Source organism: Pseudomonas citronellolis (genome assembly GCF_900112375.1).
GTDB lineage: Bacteria > Pseudomonadota > Gammaproteobacteria > Pseudomonadales > Pseudomonadaceae > Pseudomonas > Pseudomonas citronellolis.
Genome location: NZ_FOLS01000027.1, coordinates 33742 through 60402 on the forward strand (window position 1 = coordinate 33742; position 26661 = coordinate 60402).

The following is a 26661-nucleotide window of genomic DNA, read 5'->3' on the forward strand; positions in this document are numbered from 1 at the left end:
TTTCAGCGCCCGCGCAGGAAGAGTTTGTCCAGCTCGTCCAGGCCCAGCTGTGTCCAGGTGGGCCGGCCATGGTTGCACTGGCCGCTGCGCTCGGTGATTTCCATGTCGCGCAGCAGGGCGTTCATCTCCGGCAGCGTCAGGCGCCGGTTGGCGCGCACCGCGCCGTGGCAGGCCATGGTCCCGAGCAGTTCGTTGAGATGCGCCTGGATGCGGTCGCTGGTGCCGTATTCCAGCAGGTCGGCAAGCACGTCGCGCACCAGCTGGGTCGCCTCGGCCTGCTTGAGCAGCGCGGGAACCTGGCGGATCGCCAGGCTTTCCGGGCCCAGGCGCTGCAGTTCGAAGCCGAGCCGGCTGAACCAGCCGCCGTGTTCCTCGGCGCAGTCGGCCTCGCGCTCGCTCACCGCCAGGGATTCGGGCACCAGCAGCGGTTGGCCGCGCAGGCCTTCGCTGTCCATGGCGATCTTCAGGCGCTCGTAGGTGATGCGCTCATGGGCCGCATGCATGTCCACCAGCACCAGGCCGTGGGCATTCTCGGCGAGGATATAGATGCCCTTGAGCTGGGCCAGGGCGTAGCCCAGCGGCGGGACGTCCTGGGCGCTCTCGGGGAGCGGCTGGGGCGTGGATTGCTCCGGCAGCGGCGCGAAATAGGTGCGGTAGGCGCCCTGGGCCTCGGCGGCGGGCGGCATGTCCTGGCGCGGCGGCTGGTAGGAATAGCCGCCGCCGGAACCGGAGGAACCGCCCGAGCCGCTCCAGCTACGCGCCGCGGCCGGGGCCTCCAGCACCTTGTCCGACAGGCTCATCTCGCCCTGCGGACCGAACTCCCCGGCGGCCTGCCCGGTGGGGCGCGGCACGGTCAGGGTGGTGGCCCCCGGCGGCGCCAGCTGGTCGTCCGGACGCACCTCGGCGAGCGCCCGGTGCAGGGTGCCGTAGAGAAAGTCGTGGACCATGCGGCTGTCGCGGAAGCGCACTTCGTGCTTGGTCGGGTGCACGTTGACGTCCACCGTCGCCGGGTCGACCTCCAGGAACAGCACGAAGGTCGGGTGGCGGCCGTTGTAGAGTACGTCGCGGTAGGCCTGGCGCACCGCGTGGGCGACCAGCTTGTCGCGCACCATGCGGCCGTTGACGTAGAAGTACTGCAGGTCCGGCTGGCTGCGGGAGAAGGTCGGCAAGCCGACCCAGCCCCACAGGTGCAGGCCGTTGCGCTCGATCTCGATGGGCAGCGCCTGTTCGAGGAAGGCCGGGCCGCACACGGCGCCGACGCGGCGCGCGCGGGCGGTCTCGTCCGCGGCCTCGTGCAGGCTGAAGATGGTCTTGCCGTTGTGGCGCAGGTGGAAGGCCACGTCGAAGCGGGCCAGGGCCAGGCGCTTGATGACTTCCTGCAGGTGGTCGAACTCGGTCTTCTCGGCACGCAGGAACTTGCGCCGTGCCGGGGTGTTGAAGAACAGGTCGCGGACTTCCACGCTGGTGCCCACCGGGTGCGCCGCCGGCTGCACCCGCGGCTGCATGTCGCGGCCCTCGGTCTCCACCTGCCAGGCCTGCTCGGCGTCGGCGGTGCGCGAGGTCATGGTCAGCCGCGACACCGAGCTGATCGAGGCCAGGGCCTCGCCGCGGAAGCCCAGGCTCATCACCGCCTCGAGGTCTTCCAGCTCGCGGATCTTGCTGGTGGCGTGGCGCGCCAGGGCCAGCGGCAGGTCGTCGGCGGGGATGCCGCCGCCGTCGTCGCGCACCCGCAGCAGCTTGATGCCGCCCTGCTCCACCTCGATGTCGACGCGCCGGGCGCCGGCGTCCAGGCAGTTCTCCAGCAGTTCCTTGATCACCGAGGCCGGGCGCTCGACCACCTCGCCGGCGGCGATCTGGTTGGCCAGCCGCGGGCTGAGCAGCTGGATGCGGCGTGCTTCGCTCATTGCTGCGCCGCCAGGGAAGTCGCGGGGATGTTCAGCACCTGGCCGATGCGCACGCTATCGGTCTTCAGGTTGTTGGTGCTGCGCAGGGTGGCCATGCTCACGTCGTAGCGCGCGGAGATCATCGACAGGCTCTCGCCGGCGCGCACCACGTGCTGGCGCGGCCCGCTGGAAATCTGCCCGCCGTCGCGCAGCGAGGCGATGTAGGTGCCCGGCGGCGGCGTCTGCACGAAGTACTGGCGCACGCCCGCGGCGATCGAACGCGCCAGGGCCTGCTGGTGCGAGGTGCTGTTGAGCTTCTGCGACTCGTTGGGGTTGGAGATGAAGCCGGTCTCCACCAGGATCGACGGGATGTCCGGCGACTTCAGCACCATGAAGCCGGCCTGCTCGACGCGGTTCTTGTGCAGCGAGGTGACGCGGCCGACGTTGGTCAGCACCTTGTGCCCGACGTCCAGGCTGGAGGACATGGTGGCGGTCATCGACAGATCGAGCAGCACGCCGGCGAGCATGTGGTCCTTGTCGTCGAGGCTGACGCTGCCGTCGCCGCCGATCAGGTCGGAGCGGTTTTCGCTGTCGGCCAGCCAGCGCGCGGTCTCGGAGGTGGCGCCGCGGTCGGAGAGGGCGAACACCGAGGCGCCGAAGGCGCTGCGGCTGGGCGCGGCGTCGGCATGGATGGAGACGAACAGGTCGGCGCCCTTCTTGCGCGCGATGGCGGTGCGTCCGCGCAGCGGGATGAAGTAGTCGCCGGTACGCGTCAGCTCGGCGCGGAAGCCCTTCATCTGGTTGATCTGCCGCTGCAGTTCGCGGGCGATCGACAGGGTGATGTTCTTCTCGTGCAGGCCGTTCGGGCCGGAGGCGCCCGGGTCCTCGCCGCCGTGGCCGGCGTCGATGGCGATGATGATGTCGCGCTTGCCGCCGGCCGGCACCGGCGCCTTGGCCACCGGCTGCGTCGGCGTCACCGGGGTGGCCGGCTGGTTCGGCGTGGGCGTGGCGGGCACGTCGGGGGTGATGTCCGCGCCCTGGTCGTAGAGGTCCACCACCAGGCGGTTGCCGTACTGCTGATTGGGCGGCAGGACGAAACTCTTGGGCGTCACCTGGGCGGAGAGGTCCAGCACCAGGCGCAAGTCGGTGGGCGAGCGCTGCGCCGAACGCACCGAGGTGATCGGGGTGTTCTTCAGCTTGAGCTGGTTCAGCGCGGTGCTCAGCTGCGCGCCGCTGAGGTCGATGACGATGCGGTTGGGCGCGCTGAGGGTGAACAGGCTGTGCTGCACCGGGCCGGACAGGTCGAACACCAGGCGCGTGTTGTCCGGCGCGCGCCACAGGCGCACGCTCTTGATCTGCGTGATTTGCGCGGCGGCAAGAACCTCGCCGGCGCCCAGCGCCAGCAGGATGAACAACCCGGCCAACAGCGCCCGAAGGCGCAACCCCCAACCCATGTTTTTTCTCATGCTCCCGTAGCCAGGACGGCGCACCAGGCTTCGCCCCGCACTCCGTGCGGTTCCAGGCGCAGCATGCGGCCGCCCGCTTGCGGAGTAATGGTAATGTCCAGGTCGGCCTTTGGCAAAATGCCTGCGCCCCTTTCGGCCCACTCGATCAGGCACAGGGCGTCGCCTTCGAAGTAATCGCGGATGCCCAGATATTCCAGTTCCTCGGGGTCGGCCAGGCGGTACAGATCGAAATGGAAGGCGCGCACCTCGCCCAGCTCGTAGGGCTCGACCAGGGTGAAGGTCGGGCTCTTCACCGCCCCGGCATGGCCCAGGCCGCGCAGAATGCCGCGCGAGAGCGTGGTCTTGCCGGCGCCGAGGTCACCGTGCAGGTAGATCACCCCGCGCCCGCCGGTAGCCTGGGCGATCCTCGCGCCCAGCGCGTACATGGCCTCCTCGCCATCGGCGAACAGCTTCAGTTCAGGCATGGGGCGAACTCCTCGAGCAACTGACGAACGGCAGGGATCAGGTCGCTGGCCGCGAGCCCCCGTCCCTGTGCGCCAAGCAGCTCGCCGGCGCGGGCGTGCAGCCAGACGGCCAGGCAGGCGGCGTCGAAGGGTTCCAGTTTCTGAGCCAGCAGCGCACCGACGATCCCGGACAGCACGTCACCCAGGCCGGCGGTGGCCATGGCCGGATGACCATGGGAGCACAGCGCCAGGCGACCGTCCGGCGCGGCGACCAGGCTGCCGACGCCCTTGAGCACGGCCACCGCCTGGTAGCGGCTGGCCAGCTCGCGCGCGGCGGCGGCCCGGTCGGCCTGCACCTCGGCGGTGGAGCGGCCCAGCAGGCGGGCCGCCTCGGCGGGGTGCGGGGTGATCACCAGGCTGCCCACCGGGCGCTGCACCCGGCCTTCAGCCAGCAGGTTGAGCGCATCGGCGTCCCACACCTGGGGCAGCTCCAGGCTGGCCGCGGCGCTGGCCAGGCAGCGGCCCCAGGCGTTGCGGCCGATGCCGGGGCCGACCACCAGCACGCTGGCGCGCTCGGCGGCGCGCAGCACTTCGGCGGACGAGGACACGCCGCGGGTCATCAGTTCCGGGCAGCGCGCCAGCGCCGCCGGCACGTGGGCGGCACGGGTGGCGACCGAGACCAACCCGGCGCCGCTGCGCAGGGCCGCTTCGCCGGCCAGCAGGGTGGCGCCACCCATGCCGTGGTCGCCGCCGATCAGCAGCAGGTGGCCGAACAGGCCCTTGTGCGCCGCCTTCGGCCGCGGCGCCAGGTGCGCCAGGCTGGTGGGCGCCAGGCGCGTGGCCTGGGCCTCCTCGGGCAGTTGCGCGGGGTCGGCGTCGAGGTTGTCGAAGGCCAGCTCGCCGCACTGGTCCGGGCCTTCGCCGGTGAACAGGCCGAACTTGAGGCCGATGAAGGTCACCGTCAGGTCGGCGCGCACCGCGCAGCCCAGCACCTGGCCGGTATCGGCGCTGAGGCCGGAGGGGATGTCGATGGCCAGGACCGGCAGGCCGCTGGCGTTGATCCGTTCGATGGCCGCCGCATACGGGTCCCGCACCGCGCCACCGAGGCCGGTGCCGAGCAGCGCATCCACCAGCACGCCATGCAGTTCGGCGTGTTCGTGCCAGGGCAGGATGGTCACGCCGGCGGCCAGGGCCTCGGCGTGCGCGGATGCGGCGCCGCCGGCCAGCCGCGCGGTGTCGCCCACCGCCAGCACGCGCACGTTCCAGCCGGCGCGCCGGGCCAGGGCGGCGACCAGGTAGCCATCGCCGGCGTTGTTGCCGTGCCCGGCCAGCACCGTCAGGCGCCCGGCGTCCGGCCAGCGCCGGCGCAGGGCGCGCCAGGCGGCGTGGGCGGCGCGCTGCATGAGTTCGAAGCCGGGGGTGCCGGCGGCGATCAGGCGCGCGTCGAGGTCGCGCACCTGCCGAGCGCTGTACAGCGCGGTCGGCAGACTGTCGTGAGGGTGCGAATTCATCGGGTTTCCGCGGGGAATCGGGCGCCGGTCGGCGCGGTCTGGCAGAATTATACCTACCCCGGTCCCGCTTTCCCGCCCCCGCATGCACGATTCCACATCCGATTACAGCGCCATCGCCGAGCGCATCAAGGCCTGGGGCCGCGAGCTGGGCTTCCAGCAGGTCGGCATCGGCGGGCTGGACCTGGCCAGCCACGGCGAGCACCTGCAGCGCTGGCTGGCCGCCGGCTACCACGGCGAGATGGACTACATGGGCGCCCACGGCAGCAAGCGCTGGCGCCCGGACGAGCTGGTGCCCGGCACCCTGCGGGTGGTCTCGCTGCGCATGGACTACCTGCCCGGCGACACGCGCATGGCCCAGCGCCTGGCCGAGCCGGAGAAAGCCTACGTATCGCGCTACGCCCTGGGCCGCGACTACCACAAGCTGGTGCGCAAGCGCCTGCAGCAGTTGGCCGAGCGCATCCAGCAGGAGGTCGGCCCGTTCGGCTACCGCGCCTTCGTCGACAGCGCGCCGGTGCTGGAGAAGGCCATCGGCGAACAGGCCGGGCTCGGCTGGATCGGCAAGAACACCCTGCTGCTCAATCGCAAGGCCGGCAGCTACTTCTTCCTCGGCGAACTCTTCACCGACCTGCCGCTGCCCCTGGACGACCCCCACGGCAGCGAACACTGCGGGCGCTGCAGCGCCTGCCTGGACATCTGCCCGACCAACGCCTTCGTCGGCCCCTACGTGCTGGACGCGCGGCGTTGCATCTCCTACCTGACCATCGAACTGAAGGGCCCGATCCCCGAGGAACTGCGCGCGCCCATGGGCAACCGGGTATTCGGCTGCGACGACTGCCAGATCGTCTGCCCGTGGAACCGTTTCGCCCGGCCCAGCGAGCAGGGCGACTTCCAGCCGCGTCACGGACTGGACAATGCCGAGTTGGCCGAGCTGTTCCTGTGGAGCGAGGAAGAGTTCCTCAGCCGCACCGAGGGCTCACCGCTACGCCGGGCGGGCTATGAAAGGTGGCTGCGCAACCTGGCGGTGGGGCTGGGGAATGCGCCGTCGAGCATTCCGGTGATAGAGGCGTTGAAGGCGCGGCGGGAGTTTCCGTCGGAGTTGGTGCGCGAGCACGTCGCGTGGGCGCTGCGGCGGCATGGGGTGGAGCGGTAGAGGTTCTGCTGGCTGGGTTGGGAGCGCGTCCTGAAGAGCCCCTCTCCCCAGCCCTCTCCCTGAAGGGAGAGGGGGCTTGTCCGTGCCGGCTGAAAGCAAGGTTTCAGCCGGACACCACAGCGGAATATCCGGCTGACTGCAAAACATCCAACCCTGCCCAACGATCCCCTCTCCCTGAAGGGAAAGAGGGCTTGTCCGTGCCGAGAGAAGGAAGGCTTCAAATGGAGACCTTCGGCGTTGCCGGCTAACTCCAGAGCATCCAAGCACTCCGAACGGTCCCCTCTCCCTTCAGGGCGGGGCGCGCAGCCGAGGGTTAGGGAGAGGGAGCGGAGCCGAACCGAAACACCTCAGCCACCTGGAGACCCCGTTCGCGAGCAAGCTCGCTCCTACGAAAAAGCGGGGGTTCAGACCTTGATGAAAGTCTCGCGGTAATAGCGCAGCTCGGCGATGGATTCGCGGATGTCGTCCAGCGCCAGGTGGGTATTGCCCTTCTTGAAGCCATCCCGCACCTGCGGAGCCCAGCGCGCCGCCAGTTCCTTCAGGGTGGAGACGTCCAGGTTGCGGTAGTGGAACCAGGCTTCCAGCTTCGGCATGTACCTATAGAGGAAGCGGCGGTCCTGGCAGATGCTGTTGCCGCAGATCGGCGAGGCGCGCTTGGGCACCCATTTTTCCAGGAAGGCCAGGGTCATGGCCTCGGCCTGGGCGGCGTCGATGTCGCTTTCGCGCACGCGCTGGGTCAGCCCCGACTGGCCATGCTGGCGGGTGTTCCACTCGTCCATGCCGGCGAGGGTCTCCTCGCTCTGGTGCACGGCGATCACCGGGCCTTCCGCGAGAATGTTCAGCTCGCTGTCGGTGACGATGGTGGCCATTTCGATGATCACGTCCCGGTCCGGGTCCAGGCCGGTCATCTCCAGGTCGATCCAGATCAGGTTCTGTGGGTTCTGCATGCTGCGCTCCTCGGCTCAAGCCCCCTAGTTTAGCGGGAAGCGCGCCGGGGCATGCTAAACTCGCCGGCGATTTTTCACTCGGGTTCCCTATGGCCAAGCGTCATCTCACCCGCCGGCAGAGCTGGCGCATCGAAAAGATCCAGGAAGAGCGCGCCGCGCGCGCCGCCAAGCGCGAGTCGCGGGCCCTGGAGGAGCTGGAAGGCGGCGACCTGGGGCCGGAGCAGAACGGCCTGGTGATCGCCCACTTCGGCGTCCAGGTGGAAGTCGAGGCGCTGGAGGGCGAGCACGCCGGCGACGTGCTGCGCTGCCACCTGCGCGCCAACCTGCCGCCGCTGGTGACCGGCGACCGCGTGGTCTGGCGCCCGGGCAACCAGGGCATCGGCGTGATAGTCGCGCAGCTGCCGCGCACCTCCGAACTGTGCCGCCCGGACATGCGCGGCCTGCTCAAGCCGGTGGCGGCCAACGTCGACCGCATCGTCATCGTCTTCGCCCCGCGCCCGGAACCCCACGCCAACCTGATCGACCGCTACCTGATCGCCGCCGAGCACGCCGGCATCCAGCCGCTGCTGCTGCTGAACAAGGCCGACCTGATCGACGAGCAGAACGCCGAGCAGATCGACGCGCTGCTGGGCACCTACCGCGACCTGGGCTACCCGTTGCTGGAGGTCTCGGCCTTCAACGGCCTGGCCATGGACGCCCTGCGCGCGGCGCTGAACGATCACGTCAGCGTGTTCGTCGGCCAGTCCGGGGTGGGCAAGTCGTCGCTGGTCAACGCCCTGCTGCCGGGGGTGGACACCCGCGTCGGCGACCTCTCGGAGATCACCGGCAAGGGCACCCACACCACCACCACGGCGCGGTTGTTCCACTTCCCCGCCGGCGGCGACCTGATCGACTCCCCCGGCATCCGCGAATTCGGCCTGGGCCACGTCACCCGCGACGACGTCGAGGCCGGCTTCATCGAGTTCCGCGATCTGCTCGGGCACTGCCGCTTCCGCGACTGCAAGCACGACCGCGAACCGGGCTGCGCGCTGCTCAAGGCGCTGGAGGAAGGCCGCATCAGCCCGCAGCGCATGGCCAGTTATCGGCACATTCTCGCCAGCCTGCCGGAAACGGACTACTGATCAGCGCCCGCACTCCGACAGCTTTGTCGGAGCGCCAGGGCCGTTCTCACTGTTTCTTCAGCTCGTCCAGCTTCAGCTTGCCGTCATCGAACAGGTTGAGCTTCTCGCGCACCTGCCCGGCAGGCAGCGACGGGGACGCAGGCGCGGGCGCGCTGCCCTGGGCTGGCGCCGCGGTACCGGCAGGCGGCGTGGCCGGCTGGCTGGCCGACGGCTCCTCGGCGGTGCCGTCCTGGCCCTCGATGGCGCGTTGCGCGCGCTTGGTCAGGACGATGATGTCGATGCGCCGGTTCACCGGGTTCAGCGGGTTCTTGCGGTCGAACAGCTGCGACGAGGCATAGCCCACCACCCGGGCGATCTGCCCTTCCGGGTAGCCGCCGGCCACCAGGGCGCGGCGCGCGGCGTTGGCGCGGTTGGCCGACAGCTCCCAGTTGCCGAACTCGTCGCCAGAGTAGGGCTTGGCGTCGGTGTGGCCGCTGATGCTGATCTTGTTCGGCACCTGCTTGATGGTCTCGGCCATGGCCAGCAGGATGTCCTCGAAGTACGGCTGCAGGCGCGCGCTGCCCAGGTCGAACATCGGCCGGTTCTCGGCGTCGACGATCTGGATGCGCAGGCCGTCGCGGGTGATCTCGAACAGGATCTGGTCCTTGAAGCGGCGCAGCGTGGGGTTCTCGTCGACCTTGTTCTGCAGTTCCTGGAGCAGCAGTTCCAGGCGCTCGTGCTCGATCTGCTCGGCCTGGCGCTCGGCTTCGGCGGGGTTGACCTCCTTCTCCGACTCCGGACTGATGCGCGTCTCGTCCGCCTCCGGCTGGGCCTGGATCTGCGGGTTGAGGGTCTTGTCCGGGGCCGGCGTCGGCGTGCCTCCGAGGTCGATCACGTAGGGGCTGGCGCTCTCGGTGAAGCCGATGGGGTCCTGGAAGTAGCCGGAAATCGCCTTCTTCTGCTCGGGGGTGGCCGAGGACAGCAGCCACAACACCAGGAAGAACGCCATCATCGCCGTGGCGAAGTCGGCGAAGGCGATCTTCCAGGAGCCGCCGTGGTGACCGGCGGCGTAGCGCTTGACGCGCTTGACGATGATCGGCTGGTTGTTATCCATCGCTTAGCGCCCGCGCACCGCCTGTTCCAGCTCGCTGAAGCTCGGACGGTGCGCCGGCAGCAGCACCTTGCGGCCGAACTCCACCGCCAGCGACGGCGGCATGCCCGAAGCCGAGGCCACCAGGCAGGCCTTGATCGCCTCGTAGAGGTTCAGCTCTTCCTTGGCGTCGTGCTCCAGGGCGTTGGACAGCGGGCCGACAAAGCCGTAGGCGGCGAGGATACCGAGGAAGGTGCCGACCAGCGCCGCGGCGACGTGGTGGCCGATCTCCGCCTGGCTGCCCTGGCCGAGCAGGGCCATGGTGATCACGATGCCGAGCACCGCGGCGACGATACCGAAGCCGGGCAGCGCGTCGGCGACGCGGGTCACGGCGTGGGACGGGTGCTCGAAGTCTTCCTTGAGGCTGCCCAGTTCCATGTCGAACAGGCCTTCCAGCTCGTGGGGCGCCATGTTGCCGGAGGACATGATGCGCAGGTAGTCGCAGATGTAGGCGGTCATGCGCTCGTCCTTCAGCACCGCCGGGTACTTGCTGAAAATGGGGCTGGAAGCGGGTTCCTCGAGGTCGGCCTCGATGGCCATCATGCCTTCGCGGCGGCTCTTGTTGAGGATTTCGTAGAGCATCCCCAGCACTTCCAGGTAGAAGACGTGGGTGAAGCGGTTGCTGAACATCTTCGGCGCCTTCTTCAGCACCGTCATGAAGGTGCTGCCGGGGTTCGCCTGGAGGAAGGCGCCCAGCGCGGCGCCACCGATGATCAGCACTTCGAAGGGCTGCACGATGGCCATGATCTTGCCGCCGGAGAGCAGGTAGCCGCCGAGGACGCTGCCCAGCAGGACAATGATGCCGATGATTTTTGCCATTGAAGAGTCGACTGGAACGGTGGACGGGACGGGAGCGCCAATATGCGCCACCCTCTTGTTATCGGAGAAACCGCGCAAGACTATAGGCTGCAAATTGTAAAAACCAGTTCGGCGGCCCAAGCATGCCCATCCAGACACCCGACCCGCAGCGCCTCGCCTCCTGGCTCCAGTTGCTGGAGGAGTTGCCGCTGCCGGTACCCGCCGAACAGCACGAGCGCGTGCGCCGCGCCCTGGCGGACAACCGCCGGTCCCTGCGCGACATCGTCGACCTGCTGCAGGACAGCCCGACCCTGGCCCTGGCCATCCTGCGCGAGGCCAACCGCGCGCGCATGGCCCAGGACAACCCGGCGGAAAGCCTGGAAGTGGCGCTCAGCCGCCTCGGCCTGGTGCGCGCCGCGGCCCTGCTGGAGGGCCTGCCCAGCGTGCCCGCCGCGCAGATGCCGCCGGCCCTGGGGCAGATGCTGCTGATCAGCCGCCACGCCATGCAGCAGGCCAGCGGCCTGTTCGCCAGCCGCCTGGCGCGCCTGTGGCAGGAAATCCACTGGGGCAGCCTGTTCATCCTGGCGCCGGTCTGGGCCCTGGCCACGGCGCGCCCGGACCTGCTCGAAGAATGGCAGCAGCAGGTGCTCGGCGAAGGCCGCGCCAGCGCCGAGGTGGAGCAGGAATTGCTGGGCATGCGCCTGCTGCCGCTGTGCGCGGCCCTGGCCGAGCGCTGGCGCCTGCCGGAATGGATCGGCCAGGGCCTGCGCCTGCTCGGCGAGGACCACGAGCTGCTGGTCCGCGCCCTGCACCTGGCCCACGCCGAAAGCGAGCCGCTGGCCCAGCAGCAGCGCCTGGACGCCGACCCCGACCTGGCGCGCTGGCTGACGCGCCCGGCCAACACCATCCTCCTGGCCAACAGCCTGGCGATGGCCGCGCACCAGTCCTGGGGCGGGCCGCACATGCTGCGCTGGCAGCGGCTCACCGCGCTCTACCTGCAGGAGCCGCTGGAGGCGCTGCAGCAGCAGGTTCACGCCCTGGCCGTGGAGAGCGCCCGCAAGGACGCCGACGCCCGCTACTGGCACCCGGCCCAGGCGCTGCTCTGGCCCTGGGACAGCCAACGCTGGCTGCCGCGCCACGCGCCCACATCCGAGCCTACGGCGGCTAACGCTCCCGCCCCCGCCGCCGGCAACCCAGAACAATGGCGCCGGCTGTGCGCCGAACTGCTGCGCACGCCCAGCCCGTTCGGCAACCTGGTGCCGCTGCTGGAATGCGCCAGCGAAGCCCTGCACGCCTGCGGCCTGGGCCGCGCCGTGTTGTTGCTCGCCGACCGCCAGCAAAACCTGCTGCAGGCCCGCCGCAGCTTCGGCCTGGCCCCCGCGGAGCAGAACCTGCAACTGCCGGTGGCCAGCGGCCAGCTGCTGCGCCGCCTGCTGGAACGCCCGGCGCGCCTGCACCTCACCCCGGCCAACATGGCCGAGTACTCCGCGCTGCTGCCCGGCCGCCTGAAGGCGGCGCTGCCCGGCGACCACCTGCTGCTGCGTTCCCTGGCCCGCGGCCAGCGCGTGGTGATGCTGGTGGTCGCCGACCGCAACGGCCACCCCATCGGCGAGGTCCAGGGCCAGGCCTTCGACAAGACCTGCCAGTGCATCGAACGCGCCCTGCAGCAATTCGGCGCACCTGCGGCCCAGTGACACGCCCTGAAGCGATTGCCCGCCAGCGCCCCGCGCTTTTTCGTTAAACTGCGGGGTTTCGCGGGTAGCCCAGGGCGCCAGCTCACGCCATCCCGTCCCCCGCCCCCGCCCTCAGGGAGATGCCGACATGTCCGCCTTTTCCGACCTGCCCCTGGTGATAGAACCGGCCGAGCTGGCCACCCGCCTCGACGCCCCCGAGCTGATCCTGGTCGACCTGACCAGCCCGGCGCGCTACGCCGAGGGCCACCTGCCCGGTGCCCGCTTCGTCGCCCCCGCGCGCACCCAGTGGGGCCAGCCGCCGGCGCCCGGCCTGCTGCCGGCCAAGGCCGACCTGGAAGCGCTGTTCGGCGAACTGGGGCACAACCCGGACGCCGTCTACGTGGTGTACGACGACGAAGGCGGCGGCTGGGCCGGGCGCTTCATCTGGCTGCTCGACGTCATCGGCCACCAGCGCTACCATTACCTGGACGGCGGCCTGCACGCCTGGCTGGCCGAGGGCCGCGAGCTGAGCCAGGCGGTTCCGGCGCCGGCCGGCGGCTCGCTGCCGCTGACGCTGCACGACGAACCCACCGCCACCCGCGAATACCTGCAGAGCCGCCTGGGCGCCGCCGACCTGGCCGTCTGGGACGCGCGCAACCCCAGCGAATACAACGGCCAGAAGGTGCTGGCGGCCAAGGGCGGGCACATCCCCGGCGCGGTCAACTTCGAGTGGACCGCCGGCATGGACGCGGCCCGCGCCCTGCGCATCCGCACCGACATGGCGCAGATCCTCCAAAGCCTGGGCATCACCCCGGACAAGGAAGTGATCACCCACTGCCAGACCCACCACCGTTCCGGCTTCACCTACCTGGTGGCCAAGGCCCTCGGCTACCCGCGGGTCAAGGGCTACGCCGGCTCCTGGTCGGAATGGGGCAACCACCCCGACACCCCCGTAGAGGTTTAAGGAATGTCGTTCAAAGATCGTCTGTTCATCCTCGGCCAGTACCTGCTGCCGCATCATCTGCTGTCGCGCCTGATCGGCTGCGCGGCCGAATGCCGCGCCGCCTGGTTCAAGAACCGCCTGATCGGCTGGTTCGCCCGCCGCTACCAGGTCGACATGCGCGAGGCCCTGGTGGAAGACCTGCAGGCCTACGAGCACTTCAACGCCTTCTTCACCCGCGCCCTGAAGGACGGCGCGCGGCCGCTGGACGAAACGCCCGGCGGCGTGCTCTGCCCGGCCGACGGCGCCATCAGCCAGCTCGGCCCGATCGAGCACGGGCGCATCTTCCAGGCCAAGGGCCACAGCTTCAGCCTGACCGCGCTGCTGGGCGGCGACGCCGAGCGCGCCTCGCCCTTCATGGGCGGCAGCTTCGCCACCGTCTACCTCTCGCCCAAGGACTACCACCGCGTGCACATGCCGCTGGCCGGCACCCTGCGCGAGATGGTCTACGTGCCCGGCCGGCTGTTCTCGGTGAACCAGCTCACCGCCGAGCAGGTGCCGGAACTCTTCGCCCGCAACGAGCGCGTGGTCTGCCTGTTCGACACCGAACGCGGGCCCATGGCCGTGGTCCTGGTGGGCGCGATGATCGTCGCCTCGGTGGAAACCGTGTGGGCCGGCCTGGTCACGCCGCCGAAGCGCGAGCTGAAGGCCTTCGCCTACGACGAAGCGGCCCGCCAGCCCATCCACCTGGAAAAAGGCGCGGAACTGGGGCGCTTCAAACTGGGCTCCACCGCCATCGTGCTGTTCGGCCCCGAGCAGGTCGCCTGGGCCGAGCAACTGGCCGCCGGCAGCCCGGTGCGCATGGGCCAGTTGCTGGGCAACGCCCACCAAGTGTGAGTCGGCGCAGGCCGGGTAGCCTGTATCCGGCCTGTTACCCGAAAGCCAACGGCAGGCCCGCTTCCCAACCTGGGAACGGGCTGCCTTCTCAGGTGGATACTGCTAGAGTTTGGAAAAAACCGGCGCCCAAGACCGGCACAACGGTCCAGCGAACGGCCCAGATCGTGGAGCACCTCATCCGACCATGGACAATACGAGTCCCCAGCAATTGCTGCGCGTTCCCACTCCGACGCAGGAAAGCCTGAGCTTCTGCAACGTCACCGCGCGCGACATCAAATACTGGCTGGACCACCTGCCCAAGGCCAACCTCGGCGAGACCGCGCGCCAGCTCTACCAGGGCCTGATCGAGCTGAACCAACTGAAGCTCCCGGTGGAAGCCCGCCTGCAGCTGCTGGAGCTGTTCCGCCCGGAAGTCCAGTCGGTCTGCCACAACCTCGAACGCCATTTCCTCAACCAGTCCATCGTCCTCGACGAGCGTCCGCGCAAGGTCGCCAACCTCTGCCAGGCCCTGCAGAACCACCTGGCCGTCGGCTACAAGCTGGTGGTGGTGCGCGAGGCGCCGCGCTTCACCCGCGAACGCGCACAGATCCTCACCCTCGCCCTGCAGCGGGCGATCCGCAGCCTCTGCGGCCCGCTGATCCGCGCCCAGCAGCTCTACTGCCCGGTGCCGGAAAGCCTGTGGCTGGAGCTGCACCAGCTCTACCAACTGGCGCGCAGCAAGGGCGTGCAGGCCCTGGCGGTCCGCGACGACCTGGCCAAGCACGGCAACACCCTGACCATCGAACAGGCCTACCTGGTGGCCCTGCTGCTGGGCTGCGCCCGCTGCAACCAGATGCGCCAGGCCGGCATCGCCCAACTGGCCGAAGCCCTGGAGGGTTGGGGCGCGCTGGTGCGCCTGCAGGAGGCCGACCTGCCGTCCAGCCTGTTCGTGGTCGCCCCGCAGGTGGACGGCCCGCCGCGCTACCGCTCGCTGTACAAGGCCGGCGACCTGCACAACGGCCTGGGCATGGACCCGCAGCGCCTGGTGGCGGCGATCAAGGAATACATGGACGCCCCCGCCGAGCAACGCGCCAAGCTGCCGCTCAAGGGCGCCGAGCGCATCAGCATCGACCTGCTGCAGCACCTGGCCAGCGCCTGGGGCGACATCGCCGAGCGCAGCTTCCAGCGCACCTCCGGCCAGGGCCAGCTGACCCTCTGCATCGGCATGAGCGCGCTGCACTACTACCTGTCCGGCCGGCGCCCGTTCGCCGACCTGCTCAAGCTGCCCGAACCGGTGCAGGCGACCTTCCAGGCGGAAGTGAACGACGCCTGGGCCAATGCCTTCGATGCGCAAAAGGTCACCGACTGGCAACCGGGCATGCCACTGGAGGAAATCGAATACCAGCCGCTGCGGACGGCGGAGCAAGGCTCGGCCGACGCCGCCGAGTCGGCGACCAGCGACGAGTACCCGGTCTTCGCCCTGCCCATCGTCAACCACAGCCCCGGCGGCTACTGCCTGACCTGGCCGAAGGAAATCCCCAGCCAGTTGCAGGCCGGCGAACTGCTCGGCATCCAGGACGTTCCCGGCCAGGGCTGGAGCATCGCGGTGGTGCGCTGGATCCGCCAGGTCCGCGGCGGCGGCACGCAGATGGGCATCGAGCTGATCGCCCCCATCGCCCAGCCCTGCGGCCTGCAGCTGCTGCGCAAGTCGGAGCAGAGCAGCCACTACCTGCGCGCCCTGCTGCTGCCGGAGATCGCCGCCATCTCGCGGCCGGCGACGCTGATCTCGCCGCGGCTGCCGTTCCAGGAAGGCAGCCGCGTGCAGATCAACCTGCATGGCGAGGAACGCCGCGCCACCCTGACACGCAAGCTCACCGCCACCGGCAGTTTCAGCCAGTTCGAATACAGTACCCAGGAGCGTCCGAAGGGCGCCGACGATAAGCCCGTCACAGGAGCGAACGGCCACACGGGGCACGGGGAGGAAGACTTTGACTCACTCTGGAAGTCGCTGTAGATTCGGCCGCACTCCATTCGTCGCCTCCTGGCTGCCGTCCGGCGCGCCATAAGCAGCTCTTCATGGCCAATGAAAAGAAAACCGTCCGCCTGCTGATCCTGGAAGACTCGCAGAACGAGGCCGAACGTCTGGTCAGCCTGTTCCGCAACGCCGGGCGTGCGACCCGCGTCCACCGCGTGACCTCCAGCGAAGACCTCGGCGAGGCCCTGCAACAGACCTGGGACCTGCTGATCGCCGCCCCGCACAGCGCTGCCCTGGCGCCGGAGGAGGCCCTGGCCAGCCTGCGCCGCCAGGCCAAGGACATCCCCTTCATCCAACTGGTCGAAGGCAACGACTCCGACAGCATCACCGAGGCCCTGGCCCTGGGCGCCCAGGACGCCCTGCCCCAGGGCGAGGACGAGCGCCTGGTGCTGGTGGCCAACCGCGAACTCGCCGCCCTGGAGGAACGCCGCGCCCGGCGCACCGCCGAGGTCGCCCTGCGCGAGGCGGAAAAGCGCTGCCAGCTGCTGCTGGACAGCTCGGTGGACGCCATCACCTACGTCCACGACGGCATGCACATCTACGCCAACCGCGCCTACGTCGCGATGTTCGGCTACGAGGACGCCGAGGAACTGGAAGGCCTGCCGATGATCGACCTGATCGCCGCCGCCGACCAGGCCACCTTCAAGGATTTCCTCAAGGGCTACCAGCACGGCGAGGGCGACAACGAACTGCTGTGCGACGGCGTGCGCGTCGATGGCCAGACCTTCCGCGCGCGCATGGGCTTCTCGCCGGCCACCTATGACGGCGAGCCGTGCATCCAGGTGGTGATCCGCGCCGAGCAGGACAACAGCGAGCTGCAGGAGAAGCTGCGCGAGGTCAGCAGCCAGGACCTGGTCACCGGCCTGTTCAACCGCGCCCACTTCCTCGACCTGATGGATGCCGCCGTGGAGCGCGCCGTCACCGCCGGCCAGCCGGCCACTCTCGCCTACCTGCTGCTCGACCGCGCGCAGCACCTGCAGCTGAGCCTGGGCATCGCCAGCATCGACCTGCTGCTGGCCGACCTCGCCCATCTGCTGCGCGAGCACTTCCCCGAAAGCGCGCAACTGGCGCGCTTCAGCGACGACGCCTTCAGCGTGCTGCTCGACGGCCAGACGCCGGAACAGAGCAAGGCCCTGTTCGCCAGCCTGCTGAAGAAGGTCGAGGGCCACCTGTTCGACATCCACGGGCGCACCGCCCAGGTCACCCTGTCGATCGGCTGCGCCGGGCTCGACGAAAAGACCAGCCGCGCCCAGGACGTCATCGACCGCGCCCATCGCTGCGCCGACGAAATCGCCCAGGCCGAGGGCAACGGCATCAAGCTCTACGACCCGGCCGACGAACTGGCCGCCGCCGCCAGCCGCGGCGACCTGCTGGCGATCATCCAGCAGGCGCTGGAGAAGAATGCCTTCCGCCTGCTGTTCCAGCCGATCATCAGCCTGCGCGGCGACAGCCACGAGCTGTACGAAGTGCTGCTGCGCCTGCTCAACCCGCAGGGCGAGGAAGTGCCCGCCGCCGACTTCTTCGGCGCGGCCAAGGCCGGCGGCCTGGCCGAGCGCATCGACCGCTGGGTGCTGCTCAACTCCATCAAGCTGCTCGCCGAGCACCGCGCCAAGGGCCACAACACCAAGCTCTTCGTGCACCTGTCCGGCCCCAGCCTGCAGGACGCCGGGCTGCTGCCCTGGCTGGCGGTGGCGCTGAAGGCCGCGCGCTTGCCGGCCGACTCGCTGATCCTGCAGGTCAGCGAAACCGACGCCGTGGCCCACCTCAAGCAGGCCAAGGCGCTGAGCCAGGGCCTCGCCGAGCTGCACTGCCAGGTCGCCCTCGGCCAGTTCGGCTGCGCGCTGAACCCGTTCAACACGCTCAAGCACATGAACGTCGACTTCGTGAAGATCGACGGCTCCTACGTGCAGGACCTCAGCCGCCCGGAGAACCAGGAGAACCTGCGCACCCTGATGGCCAGCCTGCACGCCCAGGCCAAGCTGACCATAGTGCCCATGGTGGAAAGCGCCACGGCCCTGGCCACCCTCTGGCAGGCCGGCGCCAACTACATCCAGGGCCGCTACCTGCAGGGTCCGAGCCAGGCGATGGATTACGACTTCTCTTCGGAGGAGTGATCCGCTCAAACACGGCACCCCGTAGGATGGGTTGAGCGAAGCGATACCCATCACCACGGCCGCATGGGTTTCGTAAACTCAACCCATCCTACGAAAGGCGCCTCGGCGCACGGATTCATTTGTAGGAGCGGGCCCTGCCCGCGAATCGCGCGCAGGGCGCACTCCTACAGGTCGACATCGAACCCCGCGGCGGAGCCTCGGTAGGGCGTATAACCGTTCGCGGTTATACGCCGATACTCCTGTGCCTTCCGGCAAACGTAGGATGGGTTGAGCGAAGCGATACCCATCATCACGGCCGCATGGGTTTCGTAAACTCAACCCATCCTACGAAAGGCGCCTCGGCGCACGGATTCATTTGTAGGAGCGGGCCCTGCCCGCGAATCGCGCGCAGGGCGCACTCCTACAGGTCGACATCGAACCCCGTGGCGGAGCCTCGGTAGGGCGTATAACCGTTCGCGGTTATACGCCGCTACACCCATGCCCTCGCCGGCTCCGCATTCCAACCAGGCGTTTTTCCAGCTCAACCCCGAGCGGCCTGGTGCCAAGGTCAAGCGGCGTATAACGCGGAGCGTTATACGCCCTACGGTTCGGCATCCCCGTATTCCTGCCGCCTCAGCGCCCGTCCACGCCCTCGCGGTCGCGGAAGCCCAGCAGGTAGAGGATGCCGTCCAGGCCCAGGGTGGAGATGGCCTGCTTGGCCGACTGCTTGACCAGCGGCTTGGCGCGGAAGGCCACGCCCAGGCCGGCCAGGCCGAGCATCGGCAGGTCGTTGGCGCCGTCGCCCACGGCGATGGTCTGCTCCAGCTGCAGGCCTTCCTTCGCCGCCAGTTCGCGCAGCAGGTCGGCCTTGCGCTGGGCGTCGACGATCGGCTCGATGGCCACGCCGGTGACCTTGCCGTCGACGATCTCCAGCTCGTTGGCGAAGACGTAGTCGATGCCCAGCTTCGCCTGCAGCTGGCGGGCGAAATAGGTGAAGCCGCCGGAGAGGATCGCGGTCTTGTAGCCCAGGCGCTTGAGCTCGGCGAACAGCGTCTCGGCGCCCTCGGTCAGGCGCAGCGAGGCGCCGATTTCCTCGAGCACGTCCTCGGACAGGCCCTTGAGCAGCGCCAGGCGCTCCTTGAAGCTGGCGCGGAAGTCCAGCTCGCCGCGCATCGCCCGCTCGGTGATTTCCGACACCTGCTCGCCGACGCCGGCGGCCTTGGCCAGCTCGTCGATGACCTCGGCCTCGATCAGCGTCGAGTCCATGTCGAACACCGCCAGGCGGCGGTTGCGGCGGTACAGCGAGTCGCGCTGGAAGGCGATGTCGACGTTCAGCTCCTGGGCCACGCTGAGGAACTCGGCGCGCAGGGCCACCGGGTCGGCCGGCTCGCCGCGCACGGAGAACTCGATGCAGCCCTTGCCGCGCTCGGCCGGCATGTCCAGCGGCATGCGCCCGGACAGGCGGTCGATGTGGTCGATGTTCAGCCCGTACTTGGCTGTGATCGAGCTGACCCGCTGCAACTGCTCGGCGGTCACCCGGCGCGTCAGCAGGGTGACGATCTGGCGCGGCTTGCCCTGGCCGCCGACCCATTGCTGGTAGTCGGCCTCGGAGACGGGGGTGAAGCGCACCTGCTGGTCGAGCTCGTAGGCGGTGAAGAGCACGTCCTTGAGGACCGCGGAGGCCCGCTCGGTGTCGGGAATCTCCACCAGGATGCCGAAGGACAGGGTGTCGTGGATCACCGCCTGGCCGATGTCGAGGATGTTCACCCCGCCCTGGGCCAGCACGCCGGTGATGGCGGCGGTGAGGCCGGGGCGGTCTTCCCCGGTGATGTTGATCAGGACGATTTCGCGCAAGGCGCAGTCTCCGCCATGGAAAAAGCGCACATTCTAGCGCCTTTCTCGGCCGCCGCCTCGCCCGCCGGCGGCACAACCGCCGATCGGATCGTCCGTGCCGGCCGGATCACGGACGGACCGGCGCTTTGCCCGTTTCCGGGGCGCCGTTATACTGCCGGGACTGTCCTTCATAGAAGACCGAGCCCGCTGTGACCCGGCCCACGTCCGTCAAGCCCGACAATTTCTTCCTGTTGCTGTACCACGCCCTGCGCCAGCGCCGGGTGCCCATCGCCCTGCGCATCGCCATCCACAGCCTGTTGCTGGTGGCGGCGGCGCTGCTGATCTACGCCTGGGTGATGGGCATGCAGTTCAAGCAGGCCATGCACCAGCAGGCCGACGCCGTGGGCCAGAGCCTGACCACCCAGACCGCGGCCTCGGCCACCGAGCTGCTGGTGTCCAATGACATCCTCAGCCTCAACGTGCTGCTGGGCAACCTGACCAAGAACCCGCTGGTGGCCCACGCCGCCATCTACAGCGCCGACGGCCGCACCCTGGCCGAGGCCGGCTCGCGGCCCAAGCAGGGCCTGCTGGGCGATAGCGAGGGCGTCTACTCGACGCAGATCACCTTCCAGGAGGTCATGGCCGGCCAGCTGCGCATCAGCCTGGACATGGAGCAGTTCCAGCAGCCGATGATGGTCAGCCTGCAGAGCATGGGCCTGATCAGCCTGATCCTGCTGCTGCTCACCCTGACCCTCAGCCTGCGCCTGGGCCGCCACATCTCCACCCCGCTGCTGCAGTTGCGCGTGTGGCTGCGCGACCCGGACGACCCCGCCCCCGGCGCCGGCCTGCAGAACGAGATCGGCGACCTGGCCCGCCAGCTCCAGGCACGCCTGGTGCCGGAGAAGCCGCCGGCCCCCGAGCCCGCTCCCGTGCCGCGCAAGCCCGCGCCCAAGGCGGCCGCGCCAAGCCTGGCGAAAGCCGCGGAGAAACCCGCCGGGAAGGCCGTCGACGACGACATCGCCAGCGAGCCGGACGACGAACGCGAACCCCGCCTCGACCTGCCGCGCGACGAGCACGAATTCGACGAGAACATCTTCGCCGAGGACGAACTGCACGACGAAACGCCCGCGGCCACTGAGGCGTTCGCCGAGGACTTCTCCGAAGAAGCCGCCGAAATCGCCGAAGAGCCCGAGGAAGAACCCGAGCCGGTGCTGCCCAACCCCTGCGCCGTGCTGGCCGTGCAACTGGGCAACCAGGAACAGCTGCGGCGCCTGCCGCGCAGCCGCCTGGTGGACCTGCTGGAGCGCTACCGCGACTGCCTGGAACAGGCCGCACGGCTGTACAAGGGCCAGCTGTTCACCCTCAGCGACGGCGGCAGCCTGATCCTCTTCCACGCCCGCGACGACGACGACTACCTCACCCATGCCCTGTGCTGCGGCGAGCTGATGCGCGCCCTCGGCCACGCCCTGCAGATCGAGGTAGTGGACAGCGGCATCACCCTACAGTTGCAACTGGGCCTGACCCAGGGCGACGAACTGGCGGAACTGGCCCAGGCCGAGCTGCTGCAGGAAGGCGCCGTGCAGAACGCCCTGAACCTCAGCCAGCACAGCCGCAACCTGCTGCTGATCGAGCGCGCCATCGCCGAGGACGAGCAGGTGCGCCAGCGCGCCCGCGTCCGCGCCATCGCCAACCCGGCCGAGGCCAGTTGCGTGGAATGGCTGAAGGAACCCTACCCGTCGATGCTGGAACGCCAGCTCACCCGCATGCGCGCCCTGCGCACCTCCTGACCGCGCTGCCGGCCGCCCGATGGGCGGCCGGCCTCCCATCTGCAACCCGCTGTCGAGCAACCTCAGGGCAGATACAGCAGCACATGGGGCTCATGGTCGAAGTCGGCAGCCACCAGCGGCTTCAGGCCAGCCAGGGCCGGTGGCTGCAGGGCCCGCAAGCGCGCCGCCGACATCACCAGGTAGAGCGGGCCACGCAGGCCCTGCAGTTGGTTGTCCTGATCGACGAAGCGCGGCACCAGATCGTGGTCGAGGTTGACCAGGTACTTGATCGCCTTGGCGTCCTTGCCCAGGCCAACGAAAACCACCGGCGCCGGTTTGGCGGCCATGGCGGCATCAGCGGCCAGGGTGAAGGCGCGCGTGCCGTACAGCGCTCGTTCCATGGGCTCGAAGGCGAGGATATAGGCAGCCCATAGCGCCAGCACGGCGCAGCCGGCCAGCCCCGGCGCCCGCAGCCGCGGGTGGCGCAGCACCCACAGGGCCGAGCCCTGCAGGAGCAGCAACAGCGCCAGGATGGCGTACAGGGCGAGCTGATAGCCCTGCAAGGCTCCGGCCAGACGCCGCCAGGCGAATGCCAGTGCCAGCGCCAACAGCCCGGGCAGGAGCAACCAGACACCCTGCATCACCCAGCGCAACGCCGAAGCCAGGCGGCTGCCAGCCACCTGGAAGGGGTAAGCGGCGATTATCGCCATGTAGGGCGCCGCCGCCAGGATGTAGCGGGCCTTCTTCGCCTGCGGCACGGAAAGCCCGAGCATCACCAGCAGCGCCGCCAGGGCGCAGGCCCCAAGCAGTATCCGCGTGCCCTCGGCCTCTCCCCGCCCACGCGCGCCGGGCAGCAGCAACAGCGCCGGCAGCGCCAAAGGGAACGCCAGGGCGTAATTGCCGGGCGCACTGAGGAAGTAATAGAACGGCGAGCTGGCCCCGGCGCTGCCGTCGAAACGGCCGATGACCTGCATCTGCAGCACCTCCCGGACGAAACCGGGGCCGCCGCTCAGCTCGGCGGCGCCCAGCAGGGCCAGGCAGCAGATCACCAGCAGGACCGCAGCGAACGGCCCGAAGACCAGCAGCCGGCGCCAGTCCCGCGCCGCCAGCCAGCAGGCGCAGACCGTTGCGGCGGGAATCACCAGGCCCAGCGGGCCACGGACCAGGAAACCGCCCAGCAGCAGCGCCCCCAGCTTTGCCAGCAGGGGCGGTAGCGGACGTTCACGATCGCGATAGGCGAGGTAGAAGGCGCCCAGGGCCAGCGCCGCGACCATCTGGTCCAGCGAGACCGCGCGGGTCTCGCTGACGAAGGTCGCGGTGAGCATCAACAGCGCCACGGCGAGCAGCGCCCAACGCTGCGAGATCGGCTCCAGCAGGCGGTACACCAGGGCCACCAGCGCCGCCGCGGCCAGTGCCGAGGGCAACCAGGCGGCCAGGCTGTCGACCTGGCCGAACGGCAGCGACAGCAGGTAGATGAGCAGCGTCGAGGTGCCCGGGTAGTCCGGGTAGGGTTCGCCATAGGTGCTGGGAAACAGGCTCGGCCCGTGGCGCAGCATTTCCTGGGCGAACAGCACGAAGCGCGAGTCGAAGCCGATGATCGCCCGCCCCTTGGCCTGGGCGCAGAACAGCAGCAGGGCGAGCGCGCCCAGCAGCCAGGCGCGGGCGGCCGGGCCCAGGCTGGCCAGCCTGGAGGGCGACAGGGAGAGGGACACGGGCAAGGGCTTACCCCCGCCGGGGGCCGATCGAAGGGATTCCGATCAACGGTGCCGGCAGAACCGCTGCCTTGTTAGCACCGTCGCGGTCAAGAAATCGTCAATGAAGACGGCCCGCGGAGGAGAACCCTCGCGGGCCGCAGCCGATCAGAAGCGGAAGACTTCGACGTTGTTGTGGATGGGCACCACCAGCGGCATCTTCGGCCCTTCTTCCTTGGGCTTGGCGGCCTGCTCGGTGCTCGCCGCCGGCTTGCGCGGAGCGGCCGGCTGCTCGGTGGCCACCGCCACCGGGCGCACGTCCTGGGCCAGTTGCCCGGCGAGGCGGCGCAGCAGTTCGCTCTGCGCACGGACCTGGTCCTGCAGGCTGCCGTCGTGCTTTTCCTCTTCATGGAACACACGGCTATCGCGCAGCGTGCCCTTCTGGTCGAGCAGGCGCCAGCGCGCATCCAGCACCGCCGGCTCCTTCGGGCCGGAATCCAGGCGGGTGATGGTCAGCATCACCTGCACCTGCGGAGTGAACCCCGGCTGTTCCGGGAACAGCGCCAGGCGGGTGGTGTCCAGACTACTGGACAGCTGGCGCACCAGCAGTTGGCTGACGTTGGTTTCCAGGCTGCCGGCCCAGCGCGCCTCGGTGGACAGGTTGAGGATGCCATCGGCCTGGCGCTGGACCATGGACTCACGTTGCAGGTAGTCGGCCAGCTGCACCGGACCGAGGAGTACGGCGATACCGTTGTCGCGGGTCGGCAGCGGGGCCGCACCGGCATCCAGTTGGTACAGTTGCGTCGGCCGATTCACCGTACAGCCCGTCAGCCCGAGGAGGCCGACGAGGGAAAGACATGCGAGGACGCGCAGGGCGCTCATCGTGCAATCACCGTTAATTCGCCGAAGATCGGCGTCACTTGCTACAAAAAACCACAAACCAAAACGACAATGGAGCCATGGCGCCAGCGTCAAAGGGACCTATCATCCCTTAACCGGCGCCATAGCTCCAGAGGCAGAGTGTATCGCAGAGCGTTTCAGTCCTGAGACAGTGACTCGACCAGCAGCGCATCGACCCTCTGGAAGCCACGCGGCAGCTTGTTGCCGCGCCGCCCGCGCTCGCCCTTGTAGTGCTCCAGGTCGTCGCCGCGCAGCGACAGGGTGCGCTTGCCGGCCTGCAGCACCAGGGTCGCCCCCGGCGGCAGAACTGCCAGGTCGGTCAGGTATTCCTCGCGACTGGCCACGCGCTCGCCCGGCACGCTGATGATCTTGTTGCCCTTGCCTTTGGCCAGCTGCGGCAGGTCGGAGACCTTGAACAGCAGCAGGCGGCCCTCGGTGGTCACCGCCGCCAGCCAGTCCTGCTCGACGTCGGCCACCGGCCGCGGGGCCATGACCTGGGCGCCATTGGGCAGGCTGAGCAGGGCCTTGCCGGCCTTGTTCTTGGCCTGCATGTCCTCGCCCTTGACCACGAAGCCGTAGCCGGCGTCCGAGGCCAGCACGTACAGGGCGTTGTCCTCGGGCAGCAGCACGCGCTCGAAGCTGGCGCCCGGCGGCGGCGTCAGGCGGCCGGTCAGCGGCTCGCCCTGGCCGCGCGCCGACGGCAGGCTGTGGGCCGCCAGCGAGTAGCTGCGCCCGGTGGAGTCGATGAACACCGCGTATTGGTTCGAGCGCCCCGGCGCTGCGGCCTTGAAGGTGTCGCCGGCCTTGTACGAGAGCCCTTCGGCGTCGATGTCGTGGCCCTTGGCGCAGCGCACCCAGCCCTTGTCGGAGAGCACCACGGTGACCGGCTCGGTGGGCATCAGCTCGGTTTCCGAGAGGGCCTTGGCCTCGGCGCGCTCGACGATCGGCGAGCGGCGGTCGTCGCCATAGGTCTCGGCGTCGGCGATCAGCTCGTCGCGCACCAGCTTGCGCAGCTTGGCGTTGGAACCGAGGATCGCCAGCAGCTTGGCGCGCTCCTTGGCCAGCTCGTCCTGCTCGCCGCGGATCTTCATCTCTTCCAGGCGCGCCAGCTGGCGCAGGCGGGTGTCGAGGATGTAGTCGGCCTGCACGTCGGTGAGGGCGAAGCGCTCCATCAGCACCGGCTTGGGCTGGTCCTCGGTGCGGATGATGTGGATCACCTCGTCGAGGTTGAGGAAGGCGATCAGCAGGCCTTCCAACAGGTGCAGGCGCTTCTCCACCTTGTCCAGCCGGAACTGCAGGCGGCGGCGCACGGTGTCGGTGCGGTAGGTCAGCCACTCGCTGAGCAGCTGGCGCAGGTCCTTGACCTGCGGCTTGCCGTCCAGGCCGATGACGTTGAGGTTCACCCGGTACGAGCTTTCCAGGTCGGTGGTGGCGAACAGGTGGGTCATCAGCTCGTCGGCGTCCACGCGGTTGGAGCGCGGGATGATGACGATGCGGGTGGGGTTCTCGTGGTCCGACTCGTCGCGCAGGTCGGCGACCATCGGCAGCTTCTTGGCCTGCATCTGCGCGGCGATCTGCTCCAGCACCTTGGCCCCGGAGACCTGGTGCGGCAGCGCGGTGACCACGATGTCGCCGTCCTCGACGCGGTACACGGCGCGCATGCGCACCGAGCCGCGGCCGGTCTCGTAGATTTTCTGCAGGTCGGCGCGCGGGGTGATGATTTCCGCCTCGGTGGGGAAGTCCGGGCCCTGCACGTGTTCGAGCAGCTCGCCGACGCCGGCGTCCGGCTGGTCGAGCAGGCGCACGCAGGCCGCGGCCACTTCGCGCAGGTTGTGCGGCGGCACGTCGGTGGCCATGCCCACGGCGATGCCGGTGGTGCCGTTGAGCAGCAGGTTGGGCAGGCGCGCCGGCAGCACTGCCGGCTCCTGCATGGTGCCGTCGAAGTTCGGCACCCAGTCGGCAGTGCCCTGGCCCAGCTCGGAGAGCAGGGTTTCGGCGTAGCGCGACAGGCGCGCCTCGGTGTAGCGCATGGCGGCGAAGGACTTGGGATCGTCCGGCGCACCCCAGTTGCCCTGGCCATCCACCAGCGGGTAGCGGTAGGAGAACGGCTGGGCCATCAGCACCATGGCTTCATAGCAGGCCGAGTCGCCGTGGGGGTGGTACTTGCCGAGCACGTCGCCGACGGTGCGCGCCGACTTCTTGTGCTTGGAGTCGGCGTCCAGGCCCAGTTCGCTCATGGCGTAGACGATGCGCCGCTGCACGGGCTTCAGGCCGTCGCCGATGTGCGGCAGGGCGCGGTCCATGATCACGTACATGGAGTAGTTCAGGTAGGCCTGTTCGGTGAACTCGGCGAGGGAGCGGCGCTCCACGCCTTCCAGGCTCAGATCGAGGGTTTCGCTCATGCGT

Annotated in this window: 19 protein-coding genes; 8 read left to right on the plus strand and 11 right to left on the minus strand. The window is 69.3% G+C overall.

Features of this window, described 5'->3' with window-relative positions; genetic code table 11:
- Positions 1-2 precede the first annotated feature (2 nt).
- From mutL to BM060_RS23165, 4 genes are read right to left on the minus strand one after another with little or no spacing between them, the layout of a single operon-like run.
- Positions 3-1904, minus strand: a complete 1902-nt coding sequence (gene mutL, locus BM060_RS23150) for a DNA mismatch repair endonuclease MutL (protein ID WP_074983361.1) — start codon at positions 1902-1904, stop codon at positions 3-5.
- Entirely contained in the window at positions 1901-3337 is a 1437-nt protein-coding gene (gene amiB / locus BM060_RS23155; RefSeq protein WP_074983364.1) for an N-acetylmuramoyl-L-alanine amidase AmiB, read from the minus strand. Before amiB ends, mutL begins: the two co-directional genes overlap by 4 nt.
- A gap of 8 nt (positions 3338-3345) precedes the next feature.
- Positions 3346-3813 carry a tRNA (adenosine(37)-N6)-threonylcarbamoyltransferase complex ATPase subunit type 1 TsaE gene (gene tsaE / locus BM060_RS23160; RefSeq protein WP_069863176.1) on the minus strand — a complete coding sequence of 156 codons (468 nt, stop codon included), beginning with the start codon at positions 3811-3813 and terminating at the stop codon, positions 3346-3348.
- Positions 3801-5303, minus strand: a complete 1503-nt coding sequence (locus tag BM060_RS23165; RefSeq protein ID WP_074983366.1) for a bifunctional ADP-dependent NAD(P)H-hydrate dehydratase/NAD(P)H-hydrate epimerase — start codon at positions 5301-5303, stop codon at positions 3801-3803. Before BM060_RS23165 ends, tsaE begins: the two co-directional genes overlap by 13 nt.
- Positions 5304-5385: 82 nt before the next feature.
- On the opposite strand from BM060_RS23165, the gene queG reads away from it, so the two are divergent.
- Entirely contained in the window at positions 5386-6453 is a 1068-nt protein-coding gene (gene queG / locus BM060_RS23170; protein WP_074983368.1) for a tRNA epoxyqueuosine(34) reductase QueG, read from the plus strand.
- A gap of 404 nt (positions 6454-6857) precedes the next feature.
- Here queG and orn read toward each other — a convergent pair whose 3' ends face one another.
- Complete coding sequence (orn, locus tag BM060_RS23175; protein WP_074983370.1) at positions 6858-7400, minus strand: oligoribonuclease; 543 nt, start codon at positions 7398-7400, stop codon at positions 6858-6860.
- Between the two features lie 89 nt (positions 7401-7489).
- Here orn and rsgA point away from each other — a divergent pair, with 89 nt between their 5' ends.
- Positions 7490-8521, plus strand: coding sequence for a small ribosomal subunit biogenesis GTPase RsgA (gene rsgA, locus BM060_RS23180; RefSeq protein WP_074983372.1), 1032 nt, complete (start codon positions 7490-7492; stop codon positions 8519-8521).
- A 46-nt stretch (positions 8522-8567) separates the two neighbouring features.
- On the opposite strand, the gene motB is transcribed toward rsgA, so the two are convergent.
- A complete protein-coding gene (gene motB, locus BM060_RS23185) occupies positions 8568-9614 on the minus strand; it encodes a flagellar motor protein MotB (RefSeq protein ID WP_074983375.1) in 1047 nt (348 codons plus the stop codon).
- Positions 9615-9617: 3 nt separating this feature from the next.
- The gene (gene motA, locus BM060_RS23190) at positions 9618-10469 is read right to left on the minus strand and encodes a flagellar motor stator protein MotA (protein WP_043268576.1); all 852 of its coding nucleotides are present in this window, start codon (positions 10467-10469) and stop codon (positions 9618-9620) included.
- A 122-nt stretch (positions 10470-10591) separates the two neighbouring features.
- Here motA and BM060_RS23195 point away from each other — a divergent pair, with 122 nt between their 5' ends.
- From BM060_RS23195 to BM060_RS23215, 5 genes are all read left to right on the plus strand, one after another.
- The gene (locus BM060_RS23195) at positions 10592-12142 is read left to right on the plus strand and encodes an HDOD domain-containing protein (RefSeq protein WP_074983378.1); all 1551 of its coding nucleotides are present in this window, start codon (positions 10592-10594) and stop codon (positions 12140-12142) included.
- A 127-nt stretch (positions 12143-12269) separates the two neighbouring features.
- Positions 12270-13085, plus strand: a complete 816-nt coding sequence (gene rhdA, locus BM060_RS23200; RefSeq protein WP_074983381.1) for a thiosulfate sulfurtransferase — start codon at positions 12270-12272, stop codon at positions 13083-13085.
- 3 nt (positions 13086-13088) lie between these two features.
- The gene (gene asd, locus BM060_RS23205; protein WP_074983384.1) at positions 13089-13958 is read left to right on the plus strand and encodes an archaetidylserine decarboxylase; all 870 of its coding nucleotides are present in this window, start codon (positions 13089-13091) and stop codon (positions 13956-13958) included.
- A gap of 184 nt (positions 13959-14142) precedes the next feature.
- Positions 14143-15951, plus strand: a complete 1809-nt coding sequence (locus BM060_RS23210; RefSeq protein WP_074983385.1) for a cyclic-di-GMP receptor FimW-related protein — start codon at positions 14143-14145, stop codon at positions 15949-15951.
- 62 nt (positions 15952-16013) lie between these two features.
- Positions 16014-18086 carry an EAL domain-containing response regulator gene (locus tag BM060_RS23215; protein ID WP_074983387.1) on the plus strand — a complete coding sequence of 691 codons (2073 nt, stop codon included), beginning with the start codon at positions 16014-16016 and terminating at the stop codon, positions 18084-18086.
- 612 nt (positions 18087-18698) lie between these two features.
- Here the strand turns inward: BM060_RS23215 and serB are convergent.
- On the minus strand, positions 18699-19919 hold the full coding sequence (gene serB, locus BM060_RS23220; protein ID WP_009613510.1) for a phosphoserine phosphatase SerB: 1221 nt from the start codon (positions 19917-19919) through the stop codon (positions 18699-18701).
- A 188-nt stretch (positions 19920-20107) separates the two neighbouring features.
- Here serB and BM060_RS23225 point away from each other — a divergent pair, with 188 nt between their 5' ends.
- Positions 20108-21685 (plus strand): AhpA/YtjB family protein, encoded by a 1578-nt coding sequence (locus tag BM060_RS23225; RefSeq protein ID WP_074983389.1) that lies wholly within the window; start codon positions 20108-20110, stop codon positions 21683-21685.
- A gap of 62 nt (positions 21686-21747) precedes the next feature.
- Here BM060_RS23225 and BM060_RS23230 read toward each other — a convergent pair whose 3' ends face one another.
- The 3 genes from BM060_RS23230 to parC all read right to left on the minus strand — a co-directional run bounded on the left by BM060_RS23230 (position 21748) and on the right by parC (position 26657).
- A complete protein-coding gene (locus BM060_RS23230) occupies positions 21748-23382 on the minus strand; it encodes a glycosyltransferase family 39 protein (protein ID WP_083426821.1) in 1635 nt (544 codons plus the stop codon).
- Between the two features lie 141 nt (positions 23383-23523).
- Positions 23524-24237, minus strand: a complete 714-nt coding sequence (locus tag BM060_RS23235; protein ID WP_074983391.1) for a PqiC family protein — start codon at positions 24235-24237, stop codon at positions 23524-23526.
- A gap of 155 nt (positions 24238-24392) precedes the next feature.
- Positions 24393-26657 (minus strand): DNA topoisomerase IV subunit A, encoded by a 2265-nt coding sequence (gene parC, locus BM060_RS23240; protein ID WP_074983393.1) that lies wholly within the window; start codon positions 26655-26657, stop codon positions 24393-24395.
- Positions 26658-26661 lie beyond the last annotated feature (4 nt).

Excerpts from the sequence above, each read along its gene's own strand:
- asd (WP_074983384.1), top strand. The coding sequence starts at position 13,089 with ATGTCGTTCAAAGATCGTCTGTTCATCCTCGGCCAGTACCTGCTGCCG.
- rsgA (WP_074983372.1), top strand. The coding sequence starts at position 7,490 with ATGGCCAAGCGTCATCTCACCCGCCGGCAGAGCTGGCGCATCGAAAAG.
- BM060_RS23195 (WP_074983378.1), top strand. The coding sequence starts at position 10,592 with ATGCCCATCCAGACACCCGACCCGCAGCGCCTCGCCTCCTGGCTCCAG.
- BM060_RS23235 (WP_074983391.1), bottom strand. The coding sequence starts at position 24,237 with ATGAGCGCCCTGCGCGTCCTCGCATGTCTTTCCCTCGTCGGCCTCCTC.
- BM060_RS23165 (WP_074983366.1), bottom strand. The coding sequence starts at position 5,303 with ATGAATTCGCACCCTCACGACAGTCTGCCGACCGCGCTGTACAGCGCT.
- orn (WP_074983370.1), bottom strand. The coding sequence starts at position 7,400 with ATGCAGAACCCACAGAACCTGATCTGGATCGACCTGGAGATGACCGGC.
- mutL (WP_074983361.1), bottom strand. The coding sequence starts at position 1,904 with ATGAGCGAAGCACGCCGCATCCAGCTGCTCAGCCCGCGGCTGGCCAAC.
- amiB (WP_074983364.1), bottom strand. The coding sequence starts at position 3,337 with ATGGGTTGGGGGTTGCGCCTTCGGGCGCTGTTGGCCGGGTTGTTCATC.
- motA (WP_043268576.1), bottom strand. The coding sequence starts at position 10,469 with ATGGCAAAAATCATCGGCATCATTGTCCTGCTGGGCAGCGTCCTCGGC.
- BM060_RS23215 (WP_074983387.1), top strand. The coding sequence starts at position 16,014 with ATGGCCAATGAAAAGAAAACCGTCCGCCTGCTGATCCTGGAAGACTCG.
- queG (WP_074983368.1), top strand. The coding sequence starts at position 5,386 with ATGCACGATTCCACATCCGATTACAGCGCCATCGCCGAGCGCATCAAG.
- motB (WP_074983375.1), bottom strand. The coding sequence starts at position 9,614 with ATGGATAACAACCAGCCGATCATCGTCAAGCGCGTCAAGCGCTACGCC.
- rhdA (WP_074983381.1), top strand. The coding sequence starts at position 12,270 with ATGTCCGCCTTTTCCGACCTGCCCCTGGTGATAGAACCGGCCGAGCTG.
- tsaE (WP_069863176.1), bottom strand. The coding sequence starts at position 3,813 with ATGCCTGAACTGAAGCTGTTCGCCGATGGCGAGGAGGCCATGTACGCG.
- BM060_RS23210 (WP_074983385.1), top strand. The coding sequence starts at position 14,143 with ATGGACAATACGAGTCCCCAGCAATTGCTGCGCGTTCCCACTCCGACG.
- parC (WP_074983393.1), bottom strand. The coding sequence starts at position 26,657 with ATGAGCGAAACCCTCGATCTGAGCCTGGAAGGCGTGGAGCGCCGCTCC.